The organism is Pseudomonas acericola (SeqCode) (assembly GCF_053456465.1).
This window is the reverse complement of the sequence record NZ_JBRFJB010000004.1, coordinates 704131-730373: the sequence shown is the minus strand read 5'-3', so window position 1 is coordinate 730373 and position 26243 is coordinate 704131. Positions and strand designations below refer to the sequence as shown.

Genomic DNA, 26243 nt, shown 5'->3' with positions numbered 1-26243 from the left:
TTTTTTTTGGCCAACGGCCTACCCATCAACCCAGTTCGATGATCTCGTAATCATGGGTGATGGCCACACCGGCCGCGCCGAGCATGATCGACGCCGAACAGTACTTCTCGGCCGACAGCTCGATGGCACGCTTGACCTGAGCTTCCTTCAGCGCCCGACCCTTCACCACGAAATGCATGTGGATCTTGGTAAACACCTTGGGATCTTCAGTGGCGCGCTCGGCTTCCAGGAAGGCTTCGCAGCTTTCCACGGCCTGGCGGGATTTCTTCAGGATGCTGACCACGTCGAAATTGCTGCAACCGCCTACACCAAGCAGGAGCATTTCCATCGGGCGTACGCCCAGGTTACGGCCACCGGCTTCCGGCGGGCCATCCATGACCACTACATGGCCACTGCCCGACTCACCGAGGAACATGGCTTCGCCCGCCCATTGGATGCGTGCCTTCATCGCCCAGACTCCACTGCTAAAAAAGGGTCGCCAGCTTAGCACAGGGCCTGATCACGACAGCGTTTCCCATCAAAGCGATCAATAGCAGGGTTTGCCGAGCAAATTGGCTAATCGAGTCAGAATGTGTCTGTTAAGCTGGCGCCAAATCGATGGCGTATTGCTAGCATTTATACAACCTGTATCAATGCCGATACCTACGAATACAACAACTTCGCGCTGTCTTCCGGGATACAACCATGGTTGCTCTTACGCCCATACCCAAGATCAAGAATCTCGACAAGCTGTTGATGCACTGCCAGCGCCGACGCCACCCGGCCAAGCACAACATCATCTGCGCCGGTGAACGCTCGGAAACGCTGTTCTTTATCATCAAGGGCTCGGTCACCATCCTGATCGAGGACGAAGACGGCCGCGAAATGATCATCGCCTACCTCAACACCGGCGATTTCTTTGGCGAGCTGGGATTGTTTGAACAAGCCGGCAAAGAGCAAGAGCGCAGCGCCTGGGTGCGGGCCAAGGTCGAGTGCGAAGTGGCCGAGATCAGCTACACCAAATTCCGCGAACTGGCCCAGCAAGACCCGGACATTCTCTACGCCCTCAGCGGCCAGATTGCCCAGCGCCTGCGGGACACCACGCGCAAGGTCGGTGACCTGGCGTTCTTTGACGTCACCGGACGCGTGGCCCGCTGCCTGCTGGACCTGTGCAAGCAACCCGACGCCATGACCCACCCCGATGGCATGCAGATCAAAGTCACGCGCCAGGAAATCGGACGTATTGTCGGTTGTTCGCGGGAGATGGTCGGCCGTGTGCTCAAGGATCTGGAAGAGCGCAACCTGGTCAACGTCAAAGGCAAGACGATGGTGGTGTTCGGTACCCGCTAAATCGCCAGGAAGCCGGCCAGCATCTGACGGTACAAGGTGTCCAGCCGGCTGATCGCATCCGGCGCGGGAAAGACTTCGTGCAAGGCGATATGGCTGTCGGCACGCACCCGCTGGTCGAGGCCGCATGCTTCGTTGAAGCGATTGACCGCCGCGATCAGTTCTTCACGGTCGCCGTCCAGCAGCAGTGCACCGTGCACCAACCCCACAGGGCGACCACCACTTTGGCGCCAGCGCTGGGCAGTACCGACCATTTTTCGGCCGTTGAGATTGACGTTATAGCGACCGTCGCAGAACGCGCCGTCGATTTCACCGACAGACGCATCGCCCCCCAGCTCGATCAGCAGATCGCAGATGGGCTGGCAGAGCCGCAAGTAACCGGTTTCGATACGATTCTGGTCGCCTTCACTGCGCGGGGGTGCGTAGACCAGGGCGATGTTCACCGTGGCCGACGATTGTGGCACAGGCTCGCCGCCGGTTTCCCGTAGCAACACCGGCCAACCGGCCTCTGCCGACACCTGGCTGGCGGCGTCGAATGCCGGCAGGCGGCTCAACCGGCGTGGCATCACCAAGGCTTGATCGTTGGGTTGCCAGAACAGCAGGCCATAGTCCTGATCGCCGGCGCAGACGGCGGCCAACAGGTCTTGCTCGGCGGCAAGCCCAGCTTCAACCGTCATCCTTACTGGCTTAACCATCAAACACCTACCTTTCTGAACAAACACAAATCCAAATGTGGGAGCTGGCTTGCCTGCGATAGCGGTGTATCAGCCAACGAATCCATCGACTGATACACCCTCATCGCAGGCAAGCCAGCTCCCACACTTAAACCACATTCCAAATTTTGGCCGCGGTTCAATCAGTCCAGGGTCGAACCACTGACCGCCACACCCCGCTCCGGGAAGAACAGGCGCTGCAACTCCGCGCCCGGGTTCTCGGCACGCATGAACGTCTCGCCGACTAGGAACGAGTAAACCCCACTGATTTCCATCAGTTCCACATCGGCACGGTTGACGATGCCACTCTCGGTAATCACCAAGCGATCGCGCGGAATTCGCGGCAGCAGGTCGAGGGTGTTTTCCAGGCTGACTTCAAAGGTGTGCAGGTTACGGTTGTTGACCCCCACCAGCGGTGTGTCGAGGGTTTTCAGTGCACGCTCCAGCTCATCGCCGTCGTGCACTTCCACCAGCACATCCAAACCGACGCTTTTCGCCACGGCCGCCAGTTCGGCCATCTTCACGTCATCCAGCGCGGAGACGATCAGCAGCACACAGTCGGCGCCCAAGGCGCGGGCTTCGACGATCTGGTACGGATCAACCATGAAGTCCTTGCGGATCACCGGCAACTTGCACGCCGCGCGGGCCTGTTGCAGGAACAGGTCGGAACCCTGGAAGTAGTCGATATCGGTCAAGACGGACAGGCACGTCGCGCCGCCCTTCTCATAGCTGACGGCGATTTCCGATGGGACGAAGTTTTCGCGGATCACGCCTTTGCTCGGCGAAGCCTTCTTGATCTCGGCGATCACGGCTGGCTGCTTGAGCTTGGCCTGGGCGATCAAGGCATTGGCGAAACCACGCGGTGCATCGGCAAGCTTCGCCTGGGCTTCCAGCTCGGCGAGGCTGACGCGGGCGCGGCGCTCGGCCACCTCTTCGGCTTTGCGGGCCAGGATCTTTTCCAGAACGGTTGGCACACTCATCCCTCATTCTCCATCTTGAATACTGCGGTGAATGCTCCCAGCTCTTCGAGCTTCTCGCGAGCCAGACCGGTGTGCAGCGCATCGTGGGCCAAGGCCACACCTTCCTTAAGACTATAGGCGTGGTCGGCCGCGTAAAGTGCCGCGCCAGCATTCAGAACAATCATCTCTGCCGCTTTTTGACCGTTCTCGGTCTTGCGACGCCCCAGGGCATCGCGAATCAATTCAAGCGAAGCCGCCGGGCTTTCCACCGCCAGGCCGTGCAAGCTCTGGCTCTTCATGCCCAAGTCTTCAGGCTCGACCCAGTATTCGGTGACCTGATCATTCTTCAGCTCCGCCACAAAGGTCGGCGCCGCCAGGCTGAACTCGTCCAGGCCATCCTTGGAATGCACCACCAGCACATGCTTGCTGCCCAGACGCTGCAACACTTCGGCCAATGGCCGGCACAGCGCCTGGCTGAACACACCCACTACCTGGTGCTTCACACCGGCCGGATTCGTAAGCGGGCCGAGCATGTTGAACAGGGTGCGCAGGCCGAGGTCTTTACGCGGGCCAGCGGCGTACTTCATCGCACTGTGGTGAGTCTGGGCAAACATGAAGCCGATGCCGACGTTGTCGATGCAACGCGCCACTTGTACTGGCGTGAGGTTCAGGTAGATGCCGGCCGCTTCCAGCAGATCGGCACTGCCGCTCTTGCCGGACACCGCACGGTTACCGTGCTTGGCCACGGTGCAACCCGCCGCCGCTACTACAAAAGAAGAAGCCGTCGATACGTTGAAGATGTTCGCACCGTCACCGCCGGTGCCCACCACATCAACCACGCCGTCGAGGGTCTTGAGCTCAACCTTGTCCGCCAGCTCGCGCATCACCGACACGGCGCCGACGATCTCGTCGATGCTCTCGCTCTTCATGCGCATCGCCATCATGAACGCGCCGATCTGCGCGTCGGTGCATTGACCGGTCATGATCTCGCGCATCACATCGCTCATTTCAGCGGTGCTCAGGTCCAGATGGCCGACGATACGGCTCAGGGCAGTCTTGATATCCATGGAAAGTCCTTAGCGCGTGCCGCCGCTCTGCTTGAGAAAGTTGGCGAACAGCTCGTAGCCCTGCTCGGTCAGGATCGATTCAGGGTGGAATTGCACCCCTTCGACATTCAGTGTCTTGTGGCGCAGGCCCATAATTTCATCGACCGAGCCGTCTTCCAGTTGAGTCCAGGCCGTCAGCTCCAGGCAGTCCGGCAGGGTTTCGCGTTTAACCACCAACGAGTGATAGCGCGTCACCGTCACCGGATTGTTCAACGCCTGGAACACGCCGAGGTCTTTATGGAACACCGGGCTGGTCTTGCCGTGCATCACCTGGCGCGCACGCACCACGTCACCGCCAAAGGCCTGGCCGATGGACTGGTGGCCCAGGCACACGCCGAGGATCGGCAGCTTGCCAGCAAAATACTTGATCGCTTCCAGGGAAATACCCGCCTCGGTCGGCGTGCACGGCCCCGGCGAAACCACGATGCGCTCCGGGTTCAGGGCAGCGATTTCGGCCACGGTCATTTCATCGTTGCGCACCACCTTGACCTCGGCACCGAGCTCGCCCAGGTACTGCACAACGTTGTAGGTAAAGGAGTCGTAGTTATCAATCATCAGCAACATGGGGCAAGCCTCAGGAATTCGGGGTCTGTTCAGCCAGCGCAACGGCGCGGAACATCGCGCGGCGCTTGTTCAGGGTTTCTTCCCATTCGAGGGCCGGCACCGAGTCGGCGACAATCCCGCCACCGGCCTGCACGTGCAGCTCCCCGTCCTTGATCACGGCGGTGCGAATCGCAATCGCCGTGTCCATGTTGCCGTTCCAGGCGAAATAGCCCACGGCGCCGCCGTAGACACCGCGCTTGACCGGCTCCAGCTCGTCGATGATCTCCATCGCGCGGATCTTCGGCGCACCCGACAAGGTGCCGGCCGGCAGAATCGCGCGCAGTGCGTCCATCGCCGTCAGGCCAGCCTTCAGCTCGCCGGTGACGTTGGACACGATATGCATCACGTTGGAATACCGCTCGATGACCATCTTCTCGGTGAGCTTCACCGAACCGATTTCCGAGACCCGCCCGGTATCGTTGCGGCCCAGGTCGATCAGCATCAGGTGCTCGGCGATTTCCTTGTCGTCGCTGAGCAGGTCTTTTTCCAGCGCCACATCCTCTTCTTCGGTCGCGCCACGTGGGCGCGTGCCGGCAATCGGGCGCACGGTGATCAGGTTGTCTTCGACACGCACCAGCACTTCCGGCGAGCTGCCCACCACGTGGAAGTCGCCAAAGTTGAAGAAGTACATGTACGGCGTCGGGTTGAAGCAACGCAGCGCGCGGTACAGATCAATCGGCGCGGCCTTGAAGTCAATGGACATACGCTGCGACGGAACGACCTGCATGCAGTCACCGGCAAGGATGTATTCCTTGATGGTATCGACGGCGCGCTCGTAGTCATCCTGGGTAAAGCTTGAGCGAAAAATCGGGTCAGCCGCCGGTGGACGGCTGAGGTCCAGGCCGCGACGCGGGGTGATCGGCTGGCGCAGTTTTTCCAGTAGGGCTTCGAGGCTGGCCTGGCCTTGCTCGAACGCGTCCGCCTGGGACGGGTCAGCCAGCACAATCGCGTGCATCTTGCCGGCGAGGTTGTCGAACACGACGACCGCGTCGGAAACCATCAGCAGAATGTCCGGCACGCCCAACGGGTCCGGGTTCGGGCATTTGCCCAAGCGCTTTTCCACGTAGCGCACACAGTCGTAACCGAAATAACCCACCAGGCCACCGTTAAAACGCGGCAGGCCAGGAATGGTCGGCACGTTGTAGCGCGCCTTGAAGGTTTCGACAAAGGCCAGCGGGTCTTCTACGTCGTGGCTTTCGATCTCGACGCCATCATGGGTGATGCTCACATGGTGGTCGTGAACCCGCATGACGGTGCGGCACGGCAGGCCGATGATCGAGTAACGGCCCCACTTCTCGCCGCCCTGTACCGATTCCAGCAAGTAGGAATTGGGCTCGTCGGCCAGTTTCAGGTAGATCGACAGCGGCGTGTCGAAGTCGGCCAGGGTTTCGCAGGCCAGGGGGATACGGTTATAGCCGGCAGCGGCCAAACGCAGGAATTCTTCGCGGATCATGTGTGCCTCGTGGCGTGAGGGTCTAACGGTCAGGTATGCAAACGTGCCGCATGGCGCGGCCAGGATCAGTCAGGCGCGCCAACGCCAGCGGGCCAGGGCCTTGATGACTTTCATCCAGAGTTTGCGAGTGACCACCACGATGGGATTTCCAGAAGGGGACGGATCGGTGTCGGGCAACGTTATCTCAGCGCCCGCTCCCAAGCAACCGGGGATTAGCAGTCGCAGGTCATCAATTACCAGCGACGGCGACTCTTCGGCAATCGGTCGGCCGTGGTTATAGCCGTAGCTCAAGGCCACGCACTGCACGCCAGCCGCCTTTGCCGCCAGTACATCGCTGCGCGAATCGCCGACAAACAACGACTGCGACGCCGGAATATTCGCCATTTTCATCACGAAAAACAGCGCCGCCGGGTCGGGTTTCTTCTGCGGCAAGGTATCGCCGCCGATGATCCAGCGGAAATACCGGCCGATCTTCATCTGGTCCAACAGCGGCGCGACGAAACGCTCCGGTTTGTTGGTGATCAGGGCCATTTCCACGCCCTGCTTGCTCAGCCATTTGAGGGTGTCACGCACGCCGGGGTAAACCACGGTCAGTTCGTGGCCGTCTTCATAGGCGGCGTTGAACAGTTCCAGGGCGTGCTCGGCCTCGACCTCATCGACACCTTCGTCATCGATATCATTGGCCAAGGCCCGGCGCACCAGCATCTGCACGCCGTTGCCAACCCACGTGCGCACGTCCTCAATGGCCACCGGTTTGCGCCCCAGCTTGAGCAGCATCTCGTTCACCGCCGCTGCAAGGTCTGGCACCGAGTCGATCAGGGTTCCGTCCAGATCGAACATCACCAGCCGTGGCAGCTTGCCGGGAAACAGCTGCTCGAAGCCGCTCATGGACGTGCCAGCGCTAGCTCGGCGCGCATCTTGTCGATGACGTCCTGGTAGTTCGGTGCGTTGAAGATCGCCGAGCCGGCGACAAAGGTGTCGGCGCCAGCGGCGGCGATTTCGCGGATGTTGTTGACGTTGACCCCACCGTCGATTTCCAGACGGATATCACGGCCGGACGCATCGATCAGCGCACGGGCTTCGCGCAGCTTGTCGAGGGTGCCGGGGATGAACTTCTGCCCGCCGAAACCTGGGTTGACGCTCATCAGCAAGACCATATCGACCTTGTCCATCACGTACTTGAGCACGTCCAGCGGCGTCGCCGGGTTGAACACCAGGCCCGCCTTGCAGCCGCCTTCGCGGATCAGTTGCAAAGTGCGGTCCACGTGTAGCGTGGCTTCCGGGTGGAAGGTGATGTAGGTCGCGCCGGCTTCGATGAAGTCACCGATGATGCGATCCACCGGGCTGACCATCAGGTGCGCGTCAATCGGCGCGGTAACGCCGTACTTGCGCAGCGCCGCGCAGACCATCGGGCCGATGGTCAGGTTGGGCACGTAGTGGTTGTCCATGACATCGAAGTGCACGAAGTCGGCGCCAGCGGCCAACACGTTGTCCACTTCCTCACCCAGGCGGGCGAAGTCGGCGGAGAGAATCGATGGAGCAATTACGAAGGGCTGCATGACGCACCTTTTCTGAGCTAAATCACGATGGCGCGCATTGTATACCGCATGCTTTGCCGCGCGCACCGTGACCTGGCTCAATGGCTAGTAGGCAGCCCGGTAGATTTTCTCGATATCGGCTGCGCTGAGCTTGCGCGGGTTATTGCGCATCAGCCGCTCAATGCCCGCTGCTTCGGTGGCCATGGCGGGGATCGCCTCCTCGGGCACGCCGAAGCTGCGCAGCCCCGCCGGGATCTCCACTGCGGCACACAGTCGCGTCATCGCCTCGACAGCCTGGTCGGCTGCATCGTTGACGCTCAGACCCGTGATATTCACGCCCATGGCCTGGGCAATCTCCTGCATGCGCTCGACACACGCCAGCTTGTTCCAGTGCATCACGTAGGGCAGCAGCAAGGCATTGCTCACGCCATGGGCAATGTTGAAACGCCCACCCAGCGGATACGCCAGCGCATGCACCGCGCCCACCCCGGCATTACCAAAAGCCATACCGGCCATCAGGCTGGCGGTGGCCATGTCGTCGCGGGCCTGCAGGTTGGATGGGTTGGCGTAGGCCTTGGGCAGCGCCTTGGCGATCAGCTTGATTGCGCCAATCGCCAGCGCGTCGGTGATCGGCGAAGCATTCAGCGACAGGTACGACTCGATGGCATGCACCAGCGCATCCACGCCACTGGCGGCAGTCACGCTGCGCGGGCAGGTGAGGGTCATTTGCGGACTGATCAGCGCGACGTCCGGCAGCAGGTAGTCGCTGACGATGCCTTTTTTCAGCTGCGCGGCCTTGTCGGAAAGAATCGCCACGTTAGTCACTTCCGAGCCGGTGCCGGCTGTGGTCGGAATGGCAATCAGCGGCGGGCCTTTGCGCGGCACCTGGTCAACGCCGAACAAATCCGCCAGGGCGCCGTGGTAACCGGCATACGCGGCCACGCTCTTGGCAATGTCGATGGCACTGCCACCGCCCACGCCGATCAGACCGTCATGCCCGCCCTCGCGGTACACACGCATGCAGTCTTCGACGATGGCGATTTCCGGGTCCGGCAGTACCCGATCAAAGATTTCATAACTGCGCTCGCCCAAGTGTTCGAGCGCCAGCGCCACGGTGCCGGACTTGACCAGCGCGGCGTCGGTGACGATCAGCGGGTTGTCCACATCCAGGCGGGTGAGCTCAGCGGCCAGTTGTTCGATGGCGCCAGCGCCAGTGAGCAGTTTGTGGGCGATCTTGAATGAGGAAGTACTCATGTGCGCGGCCTCTTATTCGGAAATGGGCTGGCACAAGAGTAGCTGTCTGGGGCGTGTTGTCAGCTATTCAGCAAGTGAATACGCAGGTAATTCAAAGTGGGCACGGTCAATGTGGGAGCTGGCTTGCCTGCGATAGCGGCGTGTCAGCAAAAGATGGGCAAGCTGGCCCACCGCTATCGCAGGCAAGCCAGCTCCCACAGTTGATCGGGTTTCGGTCAGTTAGACCTGGGCGGTACGTAGTTTTTCGCTGCGGCCGCGCAGCCATTCCAAGGTCAGCAACAACAGTACAGAGAAGGCAATCAACAAGGTCGCTGCGGCAGCGATGGTCGGGCTGAGGTTCTCGCGAATCCCGCTGAACATCTGCCGTGGCAACGTCGCTTGCTCAGGCCCGGCGAGAAACAGCGTCACCACCACTTCATCAAACGAGGTGGCAAAGGCAAACAACGCCCCGGAAATCACCCCCGGCGCAATCAGCGGCAAGGTCACCCGGCGAAACGCGGTCAACGGCGACGCCCCCAGGCTGGCCGCTGCCCGCACCAGGTTATGGTTGAACCCCTGCAATGTCGCCGACACGGTGATGATCACAAACGGCACGCCCAGCACCGCATGCACCACGATCAGCGAGAAAAAGCTGTTACCCAGCCCCAGCGGCGCAAAGAACAGGTAACTGGCCACGCCGATAATCACCACCGGCACCACCATCGGCGAAATCACCAAGGCCATCACCAGCGCCTTGCCGGGGAAGTTGCCGCGCGTCAGGCCAATCGCCGCCAGCGTGCCGAACACCATGGCCAGCACCGTGGCCGCCGGGGCGACGATGATGCTGTTCTTCAGCGCCCGCATCCATTCGGCCGAGGCGAAGAAGTCCTGGTACCAGTGCAGCGAGAAGCCTTGCAGCGGGTACACCAGGAAACTACCGCTGTTGAACGACAGCGGGATGATCACCAGCACCGGCAATATCAGGAACAGCAGGATCAAGCCGCAGAGTATCCGCAAGCTGTAGAACCACACCCGCTCAACGGGCGACATATAAGGGCTCAGCATCGCAAGGTCTCCTTAGCTCAGGCGCAGGCGGCTGGCGCCCACCAGCCGGTTGTAGATCAGGTACAGCACCACGGTGGCCAGCAGCAGCAAGCCGCCCAACGCCGTCGCCATGCCCCAGTTGATGCTGGTGTTGGTGTAGAAGGCCACGAAGTAGCTGACCATCTGGTCGTTCGGGCTGCCCAGCAGTGCCGGGGTGATGTAGTAACCAATCGCCAGAATGAACACCAACAGGCAACCGGCACCCACGCCAGCGTAGGTCTGCGGGAAGTACACGCGCCAGAAGCTGGCGAACGGATGGCAGCCGAGGGAAATCGCCGCGCGCATATAGGTCGGCGAGATGCCTTTCATCACGCTGTAGATCGGCAGAATCATGAACGGCAGCAGGATGTGCACCATGGAGATGTACACGCCGGTGCGGTTGAACACCAATTCCAGCGGTTTATCGATCAGGCCCATGCCCAGCAGCGCACTGTTGATCAGCCCGCCGGATTGCAGCAACACGATCCATGCCGCCACCCGCACCAGGATCGAGGTCCAGAACGGCAGCAGCACGAGGATCATCAATAGGTTGCTTTTGCGCGCTGGCAGGTTGGCCAGCAGGTACGCCAGCGGATAGGCCAGCACCAGGCAGATCGCCGTGATGACCAGGCCCATCCAGAAGGTGCGGGCGAAGATGTCCAGGTAGATCGCCTGGTCCGGCGTGGCCGGGGCCACTTCGCCGAGGTCGTCGATGCGGTGATCGACGGCCGCCAGCAGATAGAACGGCGTCAGGCTGCTGGTGTTGCGCCGGATCGCCTGCCAGTACGCCGGGTCGCCCCAGCGTTCGTCGAGGCTTTCCAACGCTTCTTTATAAGAGGCCGGCGCTTCGGTAAACGGCAGCGCCCGCGCGGTTTTGGTCAGCAGGCTGCGATAGCCGGCCAGTTCCATGTTCAAGCGTTTGGACAGATCGCCCAACGTCTGGTTTTTGCGGGCTTCGCCCAGGTCCTCGCTGAGGGCCTGATACACCGGTTCGCCCGGCAGGCCGCGACCGTCCCAGGCCGTGACCGCCACCACGGTACGCGGCAAGCCGCCCACCACTTCCGGGTTGCCGACACTCTTGAACAGCAGCGCAACGATCGGCACCAGGAACACCAGCAGCAAAAACAGCACCAGCGGCGCAATCAAGGCCTGGGCCTTCCAGCGGTTGACCCGCTCGGCACGCGCCAGGCGCTGCTTGAGGGTGGGGCTGTTGACCTCGTTCGAGGGAACGGCGATGGCCATGGCTAACTCCGGGAAATCTAAGATGGTTTCACTGTGGCCCGGGCTTTCTGTGGGAGCCGGGCTTGCCCGCGATGGCATCGACTCGGTGTATCAGGTGCACCGAGGTGTCTGCATCGCAGGCAAGCCAGCTCCCACATAGGCCTGCTTTCACAGGGATTTAGTCGGTGTTACTTGGCAGCCCACGAGTTGAAGCGCTGCTCCAACTGCTCACCGTTATCCGCCCAGAAGCTCACGTCGATCTGCACCTGGTTGGCGATGTTTTCCGGGGTGGTCGGCATGTCCTTGAGGATGTCCTTGGCCAGCAACGGTACGGCTTGGGTGTTGGCCGGGCCGTAGGCGATGTTTTCCGAGTAGGTCTTCTGCTGCTGCGGTTGCACGGAGAAGGCGATGAACTTCTTCGCCGCTTCTGCACGGTCTTTCGCCAGGCCTTTAGGGATGGCCCAGGCGTCGAAGTCGTAGATACCGCCGTTCCACACCACTTTCAGGTTGCTTTCTTTCTGCACGGCGGCGATGCGGCCGTTATAGGCCGAGCTCATGACCACGTCACCCGAGGCGAGGTACTGCGGCGGCTGTGCGCCAGCTTCCCACCACTGGATCGACGGTTTCAGTTCGTCGAGCTTCTTGAACGCACGGTCCTGGCCGTCTTTGCCCGCCAGCACTTTGTAGACGTCCTTCGGCGCAACACCGTCGGCCATCAGGGCGAATTCCAGGGTGTACTTGGCGCCTTTACGCAGGCCGCGCTTGCCCGGGAATTTCTTCACGTCCCAGAAATCGGCCCAGCTGGTGGGCGCCGAGGCCAGTTTGTCGGCGTTGTAGGCCAACACGGTGGACCACACGAAGAAGCCCACGCCGCATGGTTGAATCGCGCCCTTCACGTAGTCGGCGGTGTTGCCGAACAGTTTCGGGTCCAGGGGCTCGAACATGTCTTCGTCACAACCACGGGACAGTTCTGGCGATTCCACTTCCACCAGGTCCCAGGACACGCTCTTGGTGTCGACCATGGCCTTGACCTTGGCCATTTCACCGTTGTACTCGCCAGCGACGATCTTGCCGTAGCCCGCGCTTTCCCACGGCGCATAGAACGCCTTGACCTGTGCCGCCTTGTTCGCGCCGCCAAAGGACACAACGGTCAGGTCCGGGCCGGCCATGGCGTGTGTGGCGCCCAGCAAACCGATCGCCAGCGCCGAATACTTCAAGGATTTCAACATTGTTGTTCTCTCCACGTGCAGGGTTGGTGAAGCCATGGGGGCGATCAATTCGCCTCTAGAAGTGGGTCGAGTGCGCGAACGTGCTCGACTTGCCAGCCAATCGGAACCACGTCGCCGACCGCCAGGGCTGGGTCCAGCTCGGCAATCGGTTGTTTCACAAAAAAATCGCTCTTGCCGCAGACTTCCAGGCGCACACGTACGTGGTCGCCCAGATAGATGAATTCGGCCACGCGGCCAGAGAAGCGGTTGACGCAGCTTTCGCTGGAGCCATTGAGGCTCACACGCTCCGGGCGCACCGACAGGGTCACCGGGCCGCCGATCTGGCCGACGTTGACCGCCAGCGCCTCGACTTTCTCGCCGCGCGCCAGCTCGACCACGCAACGCTCGCCGGTGTGGCTGTGCAGGCGGCCATTGAGGCGGTTGTTCTCGCCGATAAAGTTGGCGACAAAGGTGTTCTTCGGTTCTTCGTAAAGGGTGCGCGGTGCGGCGATCTGCTGGATCTCGCCTTGGTGGAACACGGCCACGCGGTCAGACATGGTCAGCGCCTCGCCCTGGTCGTGGGTCACGTACACCACCGTCACGCCGAGGCGTTGGTGCAGGTGCTTGATCTCCATCTGCATGTGTTCGCGCAGCTGCTTGTCGAGGGCGCCGAGGGGTTCATCCATCAGTACCAACTGCGGTTCAAACACCAGCGCCCGGGCCAGGGCCACGCGCTGTTGCTGGCCACCGGACAACTGCGCCGGATAACGCTGGGCGAAGGCATCGAGCTGGACCATGCTCAGCACGCGTTTGACCCGCTCGCTGATGTCGGTCTTGCTCAAGCCGCGCACCGACAGCGGGAACGCCAGGTTCTCGGCGACGGTCATGTGCGGGAACAGCGCGTAGTTCTGGAACACCATGCCGATGTCGCGCTTATGCGGCGGCACGTTGTTGATGGAACGCCCGGCCAGCTGGATTTCGCCGGCGGTCGGCGTTTCAAAGCCGGCGAGCATCATCAGGCTGGTGGTCTTGCCCGAACCGGAAGGCCCGAGCAAGGTGAGGAACTCGCCCTTGCGAATCTCCAGGTTGAGGTCTTTGACGATCAGGTTCTCGCCGTCGTAGCTCTTCTGCACGCCACGAAAGCTGACCAGGACCTCATTTGAATCCACCTCGCTCATACCCGCACCTTTGTGTTTTGGACTGCTGTGGCACAAGCGTAGTCCAGGCGCGAGGCCCCGGAAATCGGGGGCCGGGAGAGAATTGCATCAGCCGGATGGAAGGTTGGGGGTAGGGATCGCCCTACACGGATGGCGGGGATGGGACAGTGTGGCCGCAAGCGGTTAGCTGCAAGCGGCAAGAATGGGTTCGGCGGTGTTTTGGGGGTGTCGTTTTTGGGTATGTGGTTAGAGAAGCTTGTGCTCCATGGCGTACTTCACCAGTTCGGCCAGGGAGGTGATATTGAGCTTTTGCATCAGGCGCGCCTTGTGGGTACTGATGGTCTTGCTGCTCAGCGCCAGCTGCTGCGCGATGTCATTCACGTTGGCGCCCTGGGCCAGGCGCTCGAACACCGAGAACTCACGCTCCGAGAGTAACGAGTGCAACGGTCGCGCATCCGTCAGGCCGACTTCAAACACCATGCGGTCCGCCAGGTCCGGGTCGATATAACGCCCGCCCGCCGCGACCTTGCGAATCGCCGTGAGCAACAACGCAGGATCGCTGTCCTTGGTCGCGTAACCCGCAGCGCCGACCTTCAACGCGCGCGCAGCCATTTGCGCTTCGTCATGCATCGACAACACCAGGATCGCCGGCGGGTTGCTCAACGCACGAATCCGCGCGATGGCTTCCAGGCCGTTGACGCCGGGCATCGAGATATCCAGCAACACCACCTCGCACGGCACATGGCGCAAGGTCTCCAGCAACTGCTCACCATTGCTCGCCTCCCCCACCACCAGCAGGTCTTTGGCCAGGCCGATCAATTGCTTGATGCCTTCTCGAACGATGGTGTGGTCTTCGGCTACCAGTACGCGAATCACAGGGACTTCCTCTTAGCGTTATGCATCCAACGGCACCGTGACACTCAGGGTGGTGCCCTCCCCCAACTCGCTGTCCAGGCGCAACTTCCCGCCCATGATCAGCACCCGCTCGCGCATGCCCACCAGGCCAAACGACACCGGGCGGCCCTGGGCCGGGATGAAGCCGACGCCATCGTCGCTGATGGTCAGCCGCAAGTCCGTACCTTCCACCGCCAGGGTCAGTTCGACAGTATGCGCCTGGGCATGGCGCATCACATTGGTCAGCGCCTCTTGCAGGATGCGGAACAGGCCGATGGCCTTGGCATCGCTCAAGGCCGGCAGGTTATCCGGGACCTGCACCAGGCAGGGGATTTGTGTGCGGGCTTCGAAGCGCCGCGCCTGCCATTCGATGGCCGAGGCAATGCCAGCATCGAGAATCGGCGGGCGCAACGCCGTCGCCACGTCGCGCACTAGCTGGAACAACTGCGCGATCAGACGCTTCATGCTGTTCAAGCGCTCGTGCAGGCCAGGGTCCAACTGCGCGTAGGCCAGTTCGCACATGGACGTCTCCAGCTTGAGCACGGTGAGCATCTGCCCCAGTTCGTCGTGGACTTCCCGGGCGATGCGCGCCTTTTCTTCTTCGCGCACGGTTTCCAGGTGGGCGGACAGCTCACGCAATTGCGCCTCGCTTTGCAGCAAGGCGGCGACGTAGCGGCGGCGCTCGGTCACGTCGTTGAGGTAGACCACCAGGTATTCGCCGTCGGCAAAGCGTAAAAAACTCAACGACACATCGGCGGGCAAGAGGCTGCCATCGGCACGCCGGCAATCGGTGGCGAAGTTTTGCGGGCCGTCTTCGCTGGCGCGGGCGCGCTTCCACAGGTTGAGCCAGCGGTCCATGTCCAGCGTCGGATCAAGGTCCACCAGCGGCCGCTCGATCAACGCGCCGGGGCCGTAGCCGAGCATGCTTTCGGCCGCGCGGTTGGCGTAGCGCACGTGGCTGTCCCAGTTGACCCAGAGGATGCCGACGGTGCTTTGGTCGATGGAAAACTGCGTCAGCCGCAACGCTTCGGCCCCTGCTGCACGCGCGGCGCTTTCTTCCCGTGCGCCGAGCAAACTGTGCTCCAGGCCGTGTAACTGGCGACGCTGCCAGAACACCGCCGCCAGGCTGGCAAGCAGCAACAGGGCGAGCAACAGGCTGAGGTTTTGCCACAGCCCCGGCGACTCCGACAAACGCGGGTATTTGGGTTGCAGCCAGCGGTTGTGCAGTTGGTCGAGGTCACGGGCGGGGATCGCACGCAACGCGCTTTGCATGATGCCGGCCAGCTCCGGCCATTCCCGGCGCGTGGCTACGCGCAGCAATTGCGGCAGGCCGATGTCGCCCACCACGGCCAGCCCGGCGAATTCGGCTTCACCCGACAACCGGCTCAATTGCGCCTCATCCACCACGGCATACCGCGCCTGCTGGCTGACCAGCAACTGCAACGCCTGGCGTTCCATGGGCACGCCTTGCAGGTTCAACTTGGGATACGTGCTGCGCAGGTAATCGGCGACGGCGCTGGGCATGCGCACGGCGATGCGCGAGAGCTCGTCGAGCTTTTCCAGCTCGACGGCACCGCCACCATCACGGATGCCGACGATATGCTGGGGCACGCGCATATACGGGTCGCTGAACAACCACAGGCGCAAACCGGCCGGGGTTTGTTGCAGGCCGGGGGCGATGTCGACCTCACCGTCGCGCACCGCTTCTTCCAACTGTTCCTGAGTAGGAAAATTGCGCCAGCTCAGCTCGATATTCAGCGCCTTGGCCAGCCACTGCATCAACTCGACATTGGCCCCCGACAAACGCTGCAAGCGGCGATCGTATTGCGCGTAGGGCGCCTGCAAGACCAGGCCCACTCGTAATTCCGGGTGCGTGGCCAACCACTCCCGCTGCCCCGCATCCAGTTGCGCTTGCGGCACCGCAGGCGCAGGGGCGGCCCCCGCGATCAAGGGAAACCATAAACAGCCGATAACCAGCAGACAGCGAAAACCCATGATCCACGTCTCACATCACTGACAAATACAGACCAACCCATTAGGCTGCTGGAATCTCTTCTGGCCGGAAATCAACGATGCCATCTCGAAACCGTTCAGCAGTGCCAGCATTGTGCCTGTCGTTACTCTTTACCAGCGGCTTTTCTGTACAGGCCGCCGATACGCCCGCGCCACCCGCCGAAACAGCCGCCGTGCGCCAGCCCTTGACCGAGCGCGGCCAGGAAGACGCCGCAGCCCTGGAACGCCAGGTGCCACGGGAGGAACAGCAACAATTGCAGGGCGGCAGCGACACCTTCCTGGCCCTGTGGAAACCGGCCAACAGCGCCGAGCCCGAAGGCGTGGTGATTATCGTACCGGGCGCCGGGGAAAGTGCTGACTGGCCGCAAGCAATCGCACCGCTGCGGCGCAAATTACCCGACGCCAACTGGGGCACCCTCAGCCTGTCGCTGCCGGACGTGAACATTGACACCCTGCCGCCACGCCTGATCGAAGCGCCCAAGGCGGCGGTCGATACCAGCAGCAAAGACGGCAGCACCGCCGCCAAACCCATCGAACAAGCCGCCAGCGCCGAAGCCGAAGGCACCGACCCCGCCGTGGTCGCGGGTGCGGACGAGCAAGACAAGACCGACGCCAAACGCATCTTCGACCGCATCGATGCCGCCGTCGCCTTCGCCCAGACCCAAGGCGCGCGCAGTGTGGTGCTGCTCGGCCATGGCACCGGCGCGTGGTGGGCCGCGCGTTACCTGGAAGAGAAACAACCGGCACAGGTGCAGAAACTGGTGATGGTTGCGGGCAAGTCGCCGGTCGGACGCCAGCCGGGCCTGCAACAACTGGCGCCGACACTGAAAGTGCCGACGGCGGATGTGTTCTATCAAGACACTGCGCAGGAGCGCAAAGCGGCACTGGAACGTGTCCAGGCCGCCAAGCGTTCGAAGAATGACGGCTACAAGCAGGTGTCGCTGAAGACCGTGCCGGGGAACAGCTCGGCGGAGCAGGAGCAGTTGTATCGGCGAATTCGCGGGTGGTTGAGCCCGCAGGCGACTGCCGACTGATCCTGACCTGGAACCCCAATCTCCTGTGGGAGCTGGCTTGCCAGCTCCCACAGGAGATTGGGTTGTCAGTCAGGAATCCTTACTGTCAGCGAAAATCCCGGCGCTCGCGAATCAGCGTGTAGGCATTGTGCAGTTCACGGGTTCGCTCGGTGGCCTCGCTTACTTGCGCGGTGCTGGCACCACTGCCGGCAATCTTGTCCGGATGGTGGCGACTGAGCAGGCGGCGGTAGGCGCGCTTGATCACCGCAGGTTCAGTGGTGGCCGTCACGGCGAGCAGACGCAATGCGTCCTGATAAGACATACCCCGACTCACCAGCGGCTTGCGCTCCGGCTTGTAATCAGCGGCCAACGCCTGGAGCTGTTGCGGCGTCCACCCCAACCATTTCCCCCATAGCTCGATCAGGTCGCGCTCGGCGTCATCCGCCTTGCCGTCGGCCCACACCATGCGCCAGCACGCACGCAGCACGCCTTCCGCCGCATGGGGCTGGCGCTTGAGCACGCGCAAGTAACTGCGCACGCGGTCTGATCCGGACTTGCCACGGTTGAACGCAGCAATCGCGCGGCGCTGGGCCGGCTCGCTCATGTCCAGCGCGCGCATCTCTTGCCGCGCCTGCTGGATATGCCCGTCCACGATGCGGCCATTGCTTTTCGCCAGGCGGCCGAGCAGCACAAACAACAGCTCGTCATTGCGCAACGCCGGGCGCCCGCCGAGGCGTTCGCGCAGTTGCGCCCAATTGTGCAGTTGCAGCCGGCGATCCAACGCCTGCCCCAACAGCGCACCCAACAAGGCCCCCGGAATGCTGGCAATGGCAAAGCCAGCCCCGGCGCCGATCAGCGTCCCTGGCCACAGCATCTTACTGCCCCGCTGTCAGCAGGGTTTCAACCTGTGCCAGGCGTTCCAGCGTCCCGACATCAATCCAGCGTCCCGCCATGTGTTCCCCCGTTACCAAACCTTTGACCATCGCCGCCCGCAACAGCGGCGCCAGCTTGAAGGCACCGCCAGTGCAACCCGCGAACAACCGGGGGTCGAGCACTGAAATGCCACTGAAGGTCAGGTTATCGGCACCGGGCGCAGCATCATGAAGCAAACCCTGAGCAAGGTAGAAATCACCGCCGGAGGGGTGATGCGCCGGGTTGTCGACCATCACCAGATGGGCCAGGCCCTGGAGCGGTTGCTTGAGTTGGGTGAAGTCGTAGTCGGTCCAGATATCGCCATTGACTACCAGGAACGGCTCATCCCCCAACAGCGGCAAGGCCTGGAAAATCCCGCCGCCGGTCTCCAGCGGTTCGCCCTCCGGCGAGTACTGGATGCGCAAGCCGAACTGCGCGCCGTCGCCCAGGTAGCTTTCGATCTGCTGGCCGAGCCAGGCATGGTTGATCACGATATCAGTGAAGCCAGCCTTGGCCAGCGCCTCCAGGTGATACTCGATCAACCGCTTGCCACCGGCCTGCACCAATGGCTTGGGCGTGTGCAGGGTGAGCGGACGCATCCGCTCACCTTTGCCCGCGGCCAGGATCATGGCCTTCATACGGTGGCCCCGACGGGTTGGCGCAGGCTGGCCAACAGTTCAGCCAGTTCGCGCAGCTCAGGGCGCTCGGCCAGCACGGCTTCTATATAGGCGAAGAAGCGCGGCACATCGGCCAGGTAGCGTGGCTTGCCGTCGCGATGGCAGATACGCGCGAAGATGCCGATGACCTTGAGGTGGCGCTGCACGCCCATCAGGTCGCTGGCGCGCAGGAAGTCGTCGAACTCGGCATGCACCGGAATGCCGGCTTGCTGCGCGCGGTCCCAGTAGCCGCGCTGCCATTCGCGCACACGGGCCTGGGGCCAGCTGAGGAACGCATCCTTGAACAGGCAGGTGATGTCGTAGGTCACCGGGCCGTAGACCGCATCCTGGAAATCCAGCACCCCGGGGTTCGGTTCGCTGATCATCAGGTTGCGCGGCATGTAGTCGCGGTGCACCAGCACTTTCGGCTGGGCCAGGGCGCTGTCGATCAACAGGTCGCTGGCACGTTGCCAGAGAGCTTGCTGCCGGGCATCCAATTCGATGCCCAGGTGACGGCGCACGTACCACTCGGGAAACAATTCCAGCTCACGGCGCAGCAAGGCGACGTCATAACTGGGTAGTGGTGCGTCCATCGGCAATTGCTGGAAAGCCAGCAAGGCGTCGATGGCGTCGGCAAACAATTGATCGGCGTTTTGCGCGTCAATCACGTCCAGATACGTTTTTGTGCCCAGGTCATTGAGCAAAAGAAAGCCGCGCGGCAAATCTTCTGCATAAATTTTTGGCACATTTATTCCCGACTTTGCCAGCAAATGAGCGATATCGACGAAAGGTTTGCAGTTTTCCTGGGGGGGTGGCGCGTCCATCACGACAAACGTGCGGGCGCCGCCTTCCCAGCGGAAATAACGCCTGAAACTCGCGTCGCTGCTGGCCGCGGTCAATGTGGCCGGGGGTACGGCACCCCAGCCTTGAGCGTTGAAAAGGATCGGCAGTTGCTCATCCAGCCAGACTTCCAGCTGTTGTAAACGTAGATCTTGGTCGGGCATTACAAGGGTCTCCGACGGCCCTAGCCGTCAAGCGGGTCATGCTTTATTATCACGCATCTTTTTCAGACCATCGAGAGTCGTGCGGCCCACACCGCGGGCAGATGGCACGCAGGAAGCCCGGACTAATAAGATGGCATTGAAATCCCCCGCGTTTCGTAGAAAATTTCCGTTGCTGGTAACCGGCAGTCTGCTGGCCATGCAACCTTTCGCCACCTCATTCGTGGTCGCTGCGGAGCAGTATGACTGTTCCGTCTCCGCTTCGGGTGCCTGGGCTTGCGCGCCGAAGACCGCCGCCGCCCCATTGCCACCGCGCCCGGTGCATGACGGTGCTGCCGTCAGCTCGGCCGGCGACACGGCGCAAGCCGCTGCCGGTGGCAACGCCGAGGCCGCGCCGCAGACCGCACTGGTCACCGACTCCAAGGGCCGTGGCCTGCGTTCGCGCAGCGCCGACTACAGCCACCTGGACTGGGTACCCCGCGAGAAGCTGACCGCCGCCCAACTGGCCGAAACCGGCCCGTATTGCGGCGGTGCGTACATCGAGCCGACCCGTCCTGGCATGCACGACAAGACGAGTTCGAGCGATGCGCCGACCTTCATCGGTGCCAAGGCTTCGCGTTACGAGCAGGAATCCCAAGTCGCAACCCTGGCCGGTGACGTTGTCATGCGCCAGGGCAGCATGCAGCTGGAATCCGAAGAGGCCAGCCTGTACCAGGCTGAAAACCGTGGCGAACTGAACGGCAACGTTCGCCTGCGCGACAACGGCGCCCTGATCGTGGGTGACCGCGCCGAAGTCCAACTGGACACCGGTGCCGCCCAGATCGACAACGCCGAGTACGTCCTGCACAAATCGCGCATCCGCGGTAACGCGCTGTACGCCAAGCGTGCCGAAAACGCGATCATCCGTCTCAAGGACGGTACGTACACTACCTGTGAGCCAGACAGCAACGCCTGGCAGCTCCGGGGCAACAACATCACGTTGAACCCGGCCACCGGTTTCGGTACGGCCACCAACGCGACGTTGCGGATCAAGAACATTCCGATCCTGTACACCCCTTACATCTATTTCCCGATCGACGACCGTCGTCAGTCCGGCTTCCTGCCGCCGAGCTTCAGCACCGGCAGCGAAACCGGCTTCACCCTAGTTACGCCGTACTACTTCAACCTGGCACCGAACTACGATGCCACGTTGTATCCGCAGTACATGACCAAACGCGGCCTGTTGATGGAAGGCGAATTCCGCTACCTCACCAAGTCCAGCGAAGGTCAGTTCGGCGGCGCGTACCTGAACGACGACAGCGACGAGCGCAAGCTGCAGTCCGAATACGAAAAAACCCGCTATATGCTCAATTGGCAGCATAAAGGCGGCTTGGATTCGCGCGTATCGACCCAGGTTGACTACACCCGCATCAGCGATCCGTATTACTTCCAGGACCTCAAGTCCTATCAGGAAGGTGTGGAAAGCCGCGACTTCCTGAACCAACAAGGTTCCGTGGCGTACCGGGGTGACTCTTACCAGGCGCGCTTGAACGTGCAGGCTTATCAGCTTGCGACGATCTCCCAGATCACGCCGTACGATCGTTTGCCGCAGATCACCTTCAATGGGGCACTGCCATACCATCCAGGCGGGCTGAATTTCAGCTACGAGACCGAAGCAGTCCGGTTTGAGCGTAGCCTGGAAAACGGCACCTTTATCAATGAAAACGGCGGCATCGAAAATCGCCTGGATACCTACGTCACCGGCCTGACCCGTGCAAACGGCACTCGCCTGAACGTAGCGCCAGCGGTTGAATATCCGATGAACTGGACCTACGGCTTCATTACGCCGAAGCTCAAGTACGTTTACACCAAGTACGATCTGGATCTGGATAGCCAGGGCAAGAACGACATCGTCGCGGCCCAAGCGGCAGCAGCGCAAGCCGGCACCCAGTACTCGGGCGGCACATTTAAAAGCTCCCAAGACCGTGCAGTTCCAATCGCCAGTGTCGACAGCGGCCTGTTCTTCGACCGCAGCACCAACTGGTTCGGCAAAGACTATCGCCAGACCCTCGAGCCGCGCGCTTTCTACCTCTACGTTCCGAACAAGGACCAGAGCGATATCCCGGTATTCGACACCAGCGAGTACTCGTTCAACTATGCCTCGCTGTTCCGTGACAACCGCTTCAGCGGCTCCGACCGGATCGGCGACGAAAACAAGCTGTCCCTGGGCGTGACCAGCCGCTGGATCGAAGAGAATGGCTTCGAACGTCAGCGCGTATCCGTGGGCCAGGCGGTGTACTTCAAGGATCGTCAAGTTCAACTGCCAGGCGTACTGGCCTCCGACCGTGCCGACGCACAGTCCGACGTATCGCCAATCGCCCTGGACTACGAGTTCCGCTTCAACCGCGACTGGCGTGCTACTGCCGACTACAACTGGGACACCGAGAGCCACAGCCCTCGTTCCGGCAGCGCGATGTTCCACTACCAGCCGGAAGACAACCCGAACAAGGTCGTCAACCTCGGCTACCGCTATCGCAACGACCAGGTGGTGTACAACCAGCTGACCGGCAAATGGCAGTTCGGTGGTGACTACGGCACGCCTGGCCAAGCGAACTACGTGAAGGATTACTACAAAATCCAGCAACACGACTTCTCGATGATGTGGCCGATCGTTCCACAGTGGAACCTGATCACCCGCTGGCAGTATGACTATGCCCGCAACCGTACCCTGGAAGCCTTCGGTGGTTTCGAGTACGACAACTGCTGCTGGAAACTGCGCGTCATCAACCGTTACTGGGTTTCCAACGACGAATACAGCCAGATCGCCCCGCTTAACGAAAAGGGTGACCACGGGCTCTTCCTGCAGATCGTCCTCAAAGGACTCGGCGGCCTGACCGGCGCCAAGGTAGAGAGCTTCCTCGACAAAGGCATTGAAGGTTATCGTGAACGTGAAGACCAAGCTTTCTGATTGTCTGCGCCCGCTCGTACTGGGCGCGCTGTTCCTGGGTACCGCATCGGCACACGCTGCGGTTCAACAGCTGGATAAAGTGGTGGCCATCGTCGATAACGACGTGATCATGCAGAGCCAGCTGGACCAACGCGTCAAGGAAGTTCAGCAAACCATCGCCAAGCGTGGCGGTGGCGTGCCACCGACCAGCGTGCTGGACCAACAGGTGCTGGAGCGCCTGATCGTCGAGAACCTGCAACTGCAGATCGGCGAACGTTCGGGCATCCGTATTTCGGACGAAGAACTGAACCAGGCCGTCGGCACCATCGCTCAGCGCAACAACATGAGCATTGACCAGTTCCGCGCGGCCTTGGCCCACGATGGCCTGTCCTATGAGGACGCCCGTGACCAGATCCGCCGTGAAATGATCATCAGCCGTGTCCGTCAGCGTCGTGTGGCCGAGCGGGTTCAGGTCTCCGAGCAGGAAGTGAAGAACTTCCTGGCCTCGGACCTGGGCAAGATGCAGCTTTCCGAAGAACTGCACTTGGCCAACATCCTGATCGGTACACCGGACAGCGCCAACTCCGAGCAGCTCAATGCAGCTGCCGCCAAGACCCAGGCTGTTTACGAACGCCTGAAAGCCGGCGCCGACTTTGCCCAGACTGCGATTGCCGTTTCCAACAGCGACAACGCCCTGGACGGCGGTGACATGGGCTGGCGTAAAGCCGCGCAACTGCCACCTCCGTTCGACCGTGAGCTGAGCGCCATGCAGCCGGGTGATATCACTCAGCCTGCACGCACGCCAGGCGGTTTCATCATCCTCAAGTTGCTGGAAAAACGCGGCGGCGAGACCTCGCTGAAAGACGAAGTGCATGTTCGTCACATCCTGGTCAAACCAAGCGAAATCCGCACCGAAGCACAAACCAAGGAGCTGGCCCAGAAGATCTATGACCGCATCGAAAGCGGTGAAGACTTCGCCACCCTGGCCAAGAGCTTCTCGGAAGACCCAGGTTCTGCCCTCAACGGCGGCGACCTGAACTGGATCGACCCGAAAGCCCTGGTGCCGGAGTTCCAGGACGTCATGGCCAAGACCCCGCAAGGCGTATTGTCCAAGCCGTTCAAGACCCAATACGGCTGGCACGTGCTGGAAGTCCTTGGCCGTCGCGCCACCGACAACACCAGCCAGGCCCGCGAGCAACAAGCACTGTCCGTACTGCGTAACCGCAAATACGACGAAGAGCTGCAAACCTGGTTGCGTCAGATCCGTGACGAAGCCTACGTAGAAAACAAGCTGCCAGGCGCCGAGCAAACAGGCACCGACCAGGCAACCCAGTGAAACCCCAGCGTTTCGCGGTAACACCCGGCGAGCCGGCCGGCATTGGTCCAGATCTGTGCCTGCTGCTCGCTTCGCACCCTCAGCCACACCCCCTGATTGCCATTACCAGCCGCGACCTGCTCCTTGAGCGGGCCGCGCAACTGGGCGTGGCGGTCAGTTTGCTGGAGGTAGCACCGGGCAACTGGCCGGACCTGCCCGCCCCCGCCGGCAGCCTGTATGTGTGGGACACTCCACTGCAAGCCAAGGTGGTGGCCGGGCAACTGGACAAAGCCAACGCTGCGTTTGTGCTGGAGACCCTGACCCGTGCGGGCCAAGGCTGCATCGACGGTGACTTCGCGGGCATGATCACCGCCCCGGTGCACAAAGGCGTGATCAACGAATCGGGCATCGCCTTTTCCGGACATACCGAATTCCTCGCCGAACTGACCCACACCGAACAAGTCGTGATGATGCTGGCCACCCGCGGCCTACGCGTCGCCCTGGTGACCACGCACCTGCCGCTGCGTGAGATTGCCGACGCCATCACCGTCGAGCGTGTGGAACGCGTCACCCGCATCCTGCACGCCGACCTGCAACAGAAATTCGGCATTGCCCAGCCGCGCATCCTGGTCTGTGGGCTCAACCCCCACGCCGGTGAAGGCGGCCACTTGGGCCATGAAGAAATCGACATCATCGAACCCACCCTGGAGCGTCTGCGCCAAGAAGGCATGGACCTGCGCGGCCCATTGCCTGCGGACACTCTGTTTACCCCCAAATATCTGGAGCACTGCGACGCAGTGCTGGCGATGTACCATGACCAGGGGCTGCCTGTGCTGAAATACAAAGGCTTTGGCGCCGCAGTCAACGTGACACTGGGCCTGCCGATCATCCGCACCTCCGTCGACCATGGCACTGCCCTGGACCTGGCCGGCAGCGGCAAGATCGATACCGGCAGCCTGCACGTGGCCCTGGAAACCGCCTATCAGATGGCCGAGACCCGTATATGACTGAGCATTACCAACACCGGGCGCGCAAGCGCTTCGGGCAAAACTTCCTGCACGACGCGGGCGTGATCGACCGCATCCTGCGCTCCATCCATGCCAAGCCTGAAGACCGCCTGCTGGAAATCGGCCCCGGCCAGGGTGCACTGACCCAAGGCCTGCTGGCCAGTGGTGGGCAACTGGACGTGGTGGAACTGGACAAGGACCTGATCCCGATCCTCAACCAGCAGTTCGCCGGCAAGCCGAACTTCAACCTGCACCAGGGCGATGCGCTGAAGTTCGACTTCAACAGCCTCAATGCCGCGCCCAACAGCCTGCGGGTCGTGGGCAACCTGCCGTACAACATCTCCACGCCGCTGATTTTCCACCTGCTGAACAACGCCGGGATCATCCGCGACATGCACTTCATGCTGCAAAAAGAAGTGGTTGAGCGTTTGGCGGCTGGCCCTGGCGGTGGTGATTGGGGTCGCCTGTCGATCATGGTTCAGTACCACTGCCGCGTCGAACACCTGTTCAACGTAGGCCCGGGCGCATTCAACCCGCCGCCGAAGGTCGATTCGGCCATCGTGCGCCTGGTGCCGCACGCCGTGCTGCCGCACCCGGCCAAGGATCACAAGCTGCTGGAGCGCGTTGTCCGCGAAGCGTTCAACCAGCGTCGCAAGACGTTGCGCAACACGCTCAAGGCCCTGCTGAGCAACGCTGAAATCGAAGCCGCCGGCGTCGATGGCAGCTTGCGCCCAGAGCAACTGGACCTGGCGGCGTTCGTGCGCCTCGCCGACCAGCTTGCCATCCAGCCAGCGCCCGCTGCGGACTGAAGCCTGCCGAGCCTGGGCCAGACAGCATGTCTGGCCTAGTGCCCACCTCTTGGCCTAGACTGATCCGCATCTGCTGTCCCCCGCTTTTGCTTTTAAG

24 protein-coding genes are annotated in these 26243 nt (G+C 61.8%); 6 read left to right on the top strand and 18 right to left on the bottom strand.

The features are described 5' to 3' along the window. Positions 1-25: 25 nt before the first annotated feature. Positions 26-448 carry an OsmC family protein gene (locus ACU688_RS19605; protein WP_005792019.1) on the bottom strand — a complete coding sequence of 141 codons (423 nt, stop codon included), beginning with the start codon at positions 446-448 and terminating at the stop codon, positions 26-28. A gap of 236 nt (positions 449-684) precedes the next feature. Here ACU688_RS19605 and crp point away from each other — a divergent pair, with 236 nt between their 5' ends. Beyond that, positions 685-1329, top strand: coding sequence for a cAMP-activated global transcriptional regulator CRP (crp, locus tag ACU688_RS19600; protein ID WP_448186014.1), 645 nt, complete (start codon positions 685-687; stop codon positions 1327-1329). Here crp and ACU688_RS19595 read toward each other — a convergent pair. The 14 genes from ACU688_RS19595 to ACU688_RS19530 all read right to left on the bottom strand — a co-directional run bounded on the left by ACU688_RS19595 (position 1326) and on the right by ACU688_RS19530 (position 16489). Beyond that, positions 1326-2021: a lipoate--protein ligase family protein gene (locus ACU688_RS19595; protein ID WP_448186013.1), complete on the bottom strand. Its 696-nt coding sequence runs from the start codon at positions 2019-2021 to the stop codon at positions 1326-1328. The genes crp and ACU688_RS19595 overlap by 4 nt on opposite strands. A gap of 161 nt (positions 2022-2182) precedes the next feature. Then, the gene (gene trpC / locus ACU688_RS19590; RefSeq protein WP_124529319.1) at positions 2183-3019 is read right to left on the bottom strand and encodes an indole-3-glycerol phosphate synthase TrpC; all 837 of its coding nucleotides are present in this window, start codon (positions 3017-3019) and stop codon (positions 2183-2185) included. Next, the gene (gene trpD / locus ACU688_RS19585) at positions 3016-4065 is read right to left on the bottom strand and encodes an anthranilate phosphoribosyltransferase (RefSeq protein WP_017739618.1); all 1050 of its coding nucleotides are present in this window, start codon (positions 4063-4065) and stop codon (positions 3016-3018) included. Before trpD ends, trpC begins: the two co-directional genes overlap by 4 nt. Before the next feature lie 9 nt (positions 4066-4074). Further along, the gene (locus ACU688_RS19580; RefSeq protein ID WP_448186012.1) at positions 4075-4668 is read right to left on the bottom strand and encodes an aminodeoxychorismate/anthranilate synthase component II; all 594 of its coding nucleotides are present in this window, start codon (positions 4666-4668) and stop codon (positions 4075-4077) included. A gap of 10 nt (positions 4669-4678) precedes the next feature. Further along, positions 4679-6160, bottom strand: coding sequence for an anthranilate synthase component I (gene trpE / locus ACU688_RS19575; RefSeq protein WP_448186011.1), 1482 nt, complete (start codon positions 6158-6160; stop codon positions 4679-4681). Between the two features lie 69 nt (positions 6161-6229). Continuing rightward, positions 6230-7048 carry a phosphoglycolate phosphatase gene (locus tag ACU688_RS19570; protein WP_448186010.1) on the bottom strand — a complete coding sequence of 273 codons (819 nt, stop codon included), beginning with the start codon at positions 7046-7048 and terminating at the stop codon, positions 6230-6232. After that, positions 7045-7719, bottom strand: a complete 675-nt coding sequence (gene rpe, locus ACU688_RS19565) for a ribulose-phosphate 3-epimerase (protein WP_017739614.1) — start codon at positions 7717-7719, stop codon at positions 7045-7047. The genes ACU688_RS19570 and rpe overlap by 4 nt, the downstream gene beginning before the upstream one ends. 84 nt (positions 7720-7803) lie before the next feature. Continuing rightward, entirely contained in the window at positions 7804-8952 is a 1149-nt protein-coding gene (locus ACU688_RS19560) for an iron-containing alcohol dehydrogenase (protein ID WP_448186009.1), read from the bottom strand. 219 nt (positions 8953-9171) lie between these two features. Continuing rightward, positions 9172-9996, bottom strand: a complete 825-nt coding sequence (locus ACU688_RS19555) for an ABC transporter permease (RefSeq protein WP_017739612.1) — start codon at positions 9994-9996, stop codon at positions 9172-9174. Between the two features lie 12 nt (positions 9997-10008). Beyond that, positions 10009-11256: an ABC transporter permease gene (locus ACU688_RS19550; protein WP_448186008.1), complete on the bottom strand. Its 1248-nt coding sequence runs from the start codon at positions 11254-11256 to the stop codon at positions 10009-10011. 167 nt (positions 11257-11423) lie between these two features. Continuing rightward, positions 11424-12464 (bottom strand): ABC transporter substrate-binding protein, encoded by a 1041-nt coding sequence (locus tag ACU688_RS19545; protein ID WP_207045039.1) that lies wholly within the window; start codon positions 12462-12464, stop codon positions 11424-11426. A 44-nt stretch (positions 12465-12508) separates the two neighbouring features. Beyond that, entirely contained in the window at positions 12509-13621 is a 1113-nt protein-coding gene (locus tag ACU688_RS19540) for an ABC transporter ATP-binding protein (RefSeq protein WP_017739609.1), read from the bottom strand. A 225-nt stretch (positions 13622-13846) separates the two neighbouring features. Further along, positions 13847-14476: a response regulator gene (locus ACU688_RS19535; RefSeq protein WP_032883847.1), complete on the bottom strand. Its 630-nt coding sequence runs from the start codon at positions 14474-14476 to the stop codon at positions 13847-13849. 18 nt (positions 14477-14494) lie between these two features. After that, entirely contained in the window at positions 14495-16489 is a 1995-nt protein-coding gene (locus ACU688_RS19530; protein WP_448186007.1) for a sensor histidine kinase, read from the bottom strand. Between the two features lie 77 nt (positions 16490-16566). On the opposite strand from ACU688_RS19530, the gene ACU688_RS19525 reads away from it, so the two are divergent. Continuing rightward, positions 16567-17541 carry an alpha/beta hydrolase family protein gene (locus tag ACU688_RS19525; protein ID WP_448186006.1) on the top strand — a complete coding sequence of 325 codons (975 nt, stop codon included), beginning with the start codon at positions 16567-16569 and terminating at the stop codon, positions 17539-17541. Positions 17542-17626: 85 nt separating this feature from the next. On the opposite strand, the gene ACU688_RS19520 is transcribed toward ACU688_RS19525, so the two are convergent. Genes ACU688_RS19520 through ACU688_RS19510 form a run of 3 tightly spaced genes read right to left on the bottom strand, consistent with a single transcriptional unit; the run spans position 17627 to position 20092 of the window. Then, complete coding sequence (locus tag ACU688_RS19520) at positions 17627-18394, bottom strand: TerB family tellurite resistance protein (RefSeq protein WP_448186005.1); 768 nt, start codon at positions 18392-18394, stop codon at positions 17627-17629. Between the two features lies 1 nt (position 18395). Continuing rightward, entirely contained in the window at positions 18396-19070 is a 675-nt protein-coding gene (gene murU, locus ACU688_RS19515) for an N-acetylmuramate alpha-1-phosphate uridylyltransferase MurU (RefSeq protein ID WP_448186004.1), read from the bottom strand. Next, positions 19067-20092, bottom strand: coding sequence for an aminoglycoside phosphotransferase family protein (locus tag ACU688_RS19510; RefSeq protein ID WP_448186003.1), 1026 nt, complete (start codon positions 20090-20092; stop codon positions 19067-19069). The genes murU and ACU688_RS19510 overlap by 4 nt, the downstream gene beginning before the upstream one ends. Positions 20093-20222: 130 nt before the next feature. Here ACU688_RS19510 and ACU688_RS19505 point away from each other — a divergent pair, with 130 nt between their 5' ends. Genes ACU688_RS19505 through rsmA form a run of 4 tightly spaced genes read left to right on the top strand, consistent with a single transcriptional unit; the run spans position 20223 to position 26146 of the window. Beyond that, positions 20223-23036, top strand: a complete 2814-nt coding sequence (locus ACU688_RS19505) for an LPS-assembly protein LptD (RefSeq protein ID WP_448186002.1) — start codon at positions 20223-20225, stop codon at positions 23034-23036. After that, positions 23017-24351 carry a peptidylprolyl isomerase gene (locus ACU688_RS19500; RefSeq protein ID WP_448186035.1) on the top strand — a complete coding sequence of 445 codons (1335 nt, stop codon included), beginning with the start codon at positions 23017-23019 and terminating at the stop codon, positions 24349-24351. Before ACU688_RS19505 ends, ACU688_RS19500 begins: the two co-directional genes overlap by 20 nt. Then, positions 24348-25337, top strand: a complete 990-nt coding sequence (gene pdxA, locus ACU688_RS19495) for a 4-hydroxythreonine-4-phosphate dehydrogenase PdxA (RefSeq protein WP_448186001.1) — start codon at positions 24348-24350, stop codon at positions 25335-25337. The genes ACU688_RS19500 and pdxA overlap by 4 nt, the downstream gene beginning before the upstream one ends. Next, the gene (gene rsmA, locus ACU688_RS19490; protein WP_448186000.1) at positions 25334-26146 is read left to right on the top strand and encodes a 16S rRNA (adenine(1518)-N(6)/adenine(1519)-N(6))-dimethyltransferase RsmA; all 813 of its coding nucleotides are present in this window, start codon (positions 25334-25336) and stop codon (positions 26144-26146) included. Before pdxA ends, rsmA begins: the two co-directional genes overlap by 4 nt. Positions 26147-26243: the final 97 nt, after the last annotated feature.

Excerpts from the sequence above, each read along its gene's own strand:
- ACU688_RS19605 (WP_005792019.1), bottom strand. The coding sequence starts at position 448 with ATGAAGGCACGCATCCAATGGGCGGGCGAAGCCATGTTCCTCGGTGAG.
- crp (WP_448186014.1), top strand. The coding sequence starts at position 685 with ATGGTTGCTCTTACGCCCATACCCAAGATCAAGAATCTCGACAAGCTG.
- ACU688_RS19595 (WP_448186013.1), bottom strand. The coding sequence starts at position 2,021 with ATGGTTAAGCCAGTAAGGATGACGGTTGAAGCTGGGCTTGCCGCCGAG.
- trpC (WP_124529319.1), bottom strand. The coding sequence starts at position 3,019 with ATGAGTGTGCCAACCGTTCTGGAAAAGATCCTGGCCCGCAAAGCCGAA.
- trpD (WP_017739618.1), bottom strand. The coding sequence starts at position 4,065 with ATGGATATCAAGACTGCCCTGAGCCGTATCGTCGGCCATCTGGACCTG.
- ACU688_RS19580 (WP_448186012.1), bottom strand. The coding sequence starts at position 4,668 with ATGTTGCTGATGATTGATAACTACGACTCCTTTACCTACAACGTTGTG.
- trpE (WP_448186011.1), bottom strand. The coding sequence starts at position 6,160 with ATGATCCGCGAAGAATTCCTGCGTTTGGCCGCTGCCGGCTATAACCGT.
- ACU688_RS19570 (WP_448186010.1), bottom strand. The coding sequence starts at position 7,048 with ATGAGCGGCTTCGAGCAGCTGTTTCCCGGCAAGCTGCCACGGCTGGTG.
- rpe (WP_017739614.1), bottom strand. The coding sequence starts at position 7,719 with ATGCAGCCCTTCGTAATTGCTCCATCGATTCTCTCCGCCGACTTCGCC.
- ACU688_RS19560 (WP_448186009.1), bottom strand. The coding sequence starts at position 8,952 with ATGAGTACTTCCTCATTCAAGATCGCCCACAAACTGCTCACTGGCGCT.
- ACU688_RS19555 (WP_017739612.1), bottom strand. The coding sequence starts at position 9,996 with ATGCTGAGCCCTTATATGTCGCCCGTTGAGCGGGTGTGGTTCTACAGC.
- ACU688_RS19550 (WP_448186008.1), bottom strand. The coding sequence starts at position 11,256 with ATGGCCATCGCCGTTCCCTCGAACGAGGTCAACAGCCCCACCCTCAAG.
- ACU688_RS19545 (WP_207045039.1), bottom strand. The coding sequence starts at position 12,464 with ATGTTGAAATCCTTGAAGTATTCGGCGCTGGCGATCGGTTTGCTGGGC.
- ACU688_RS19540 (WP_017739609.1), bottom strand. The coding sequence starts at position 13,621 with ATGAGCGAGGTGGATTCAAATGAGGTCCTGGTCAGCTTTCGTGGCGTG.
- ACU688_RS19530 (WP_448186007.1), bottom strand. The coding sequence starts at position 16,489 with ATGGGTTTTCGCTGTCTGCTGGTTATCGGCTGTTTATGGTTTCCCTTG.
- ACU688_RS19525 (WP_448186006.1), top strand. The coding sequence starts at position 16,567 with ATGCCATCTCGAAACCGTTCAGCAGTGCCAGCATTGTGCCTGTCGTTA.
- ACU688_RS19520 (WP_448186005.1), bottom strand. The coding sequence starts at position 18,394 with ATGCTGTGGCCAGGGACGCTGATCGGCGCCGGGGCTGGCTTTGCCATT.
- murU (WP_448186004.1), bottom strand. The coding sequence starts at position 19,070 with ATGAAGGCCATGATCCTGGCCGCGGGCAAAGGTGAGCGGATGCGTCCG.
- ACU688_RS19510 (WP_448186003.1), bottom strand. The coding sequence starts at position 20,092 with ATGCCCGACCAAGATCTACGTTTACAACAGCTGGAAGTCTGGCTGGAT.
- ACU688_RS19505 (WP_448186002.1), top strand. The coding sequence starts at position 20,223 with ATGGCATTGAAATCCCCCGCGTTTCGTAGAAAATTTCCGTTGCTGGTA.
- rsmA (WP_448186000.1), top strand. The coding sequence starts at position 25,334 with ATGACTGAGCATTACCAACACCGGGCGCGCAAGCGCTTCGGGCAAAAC.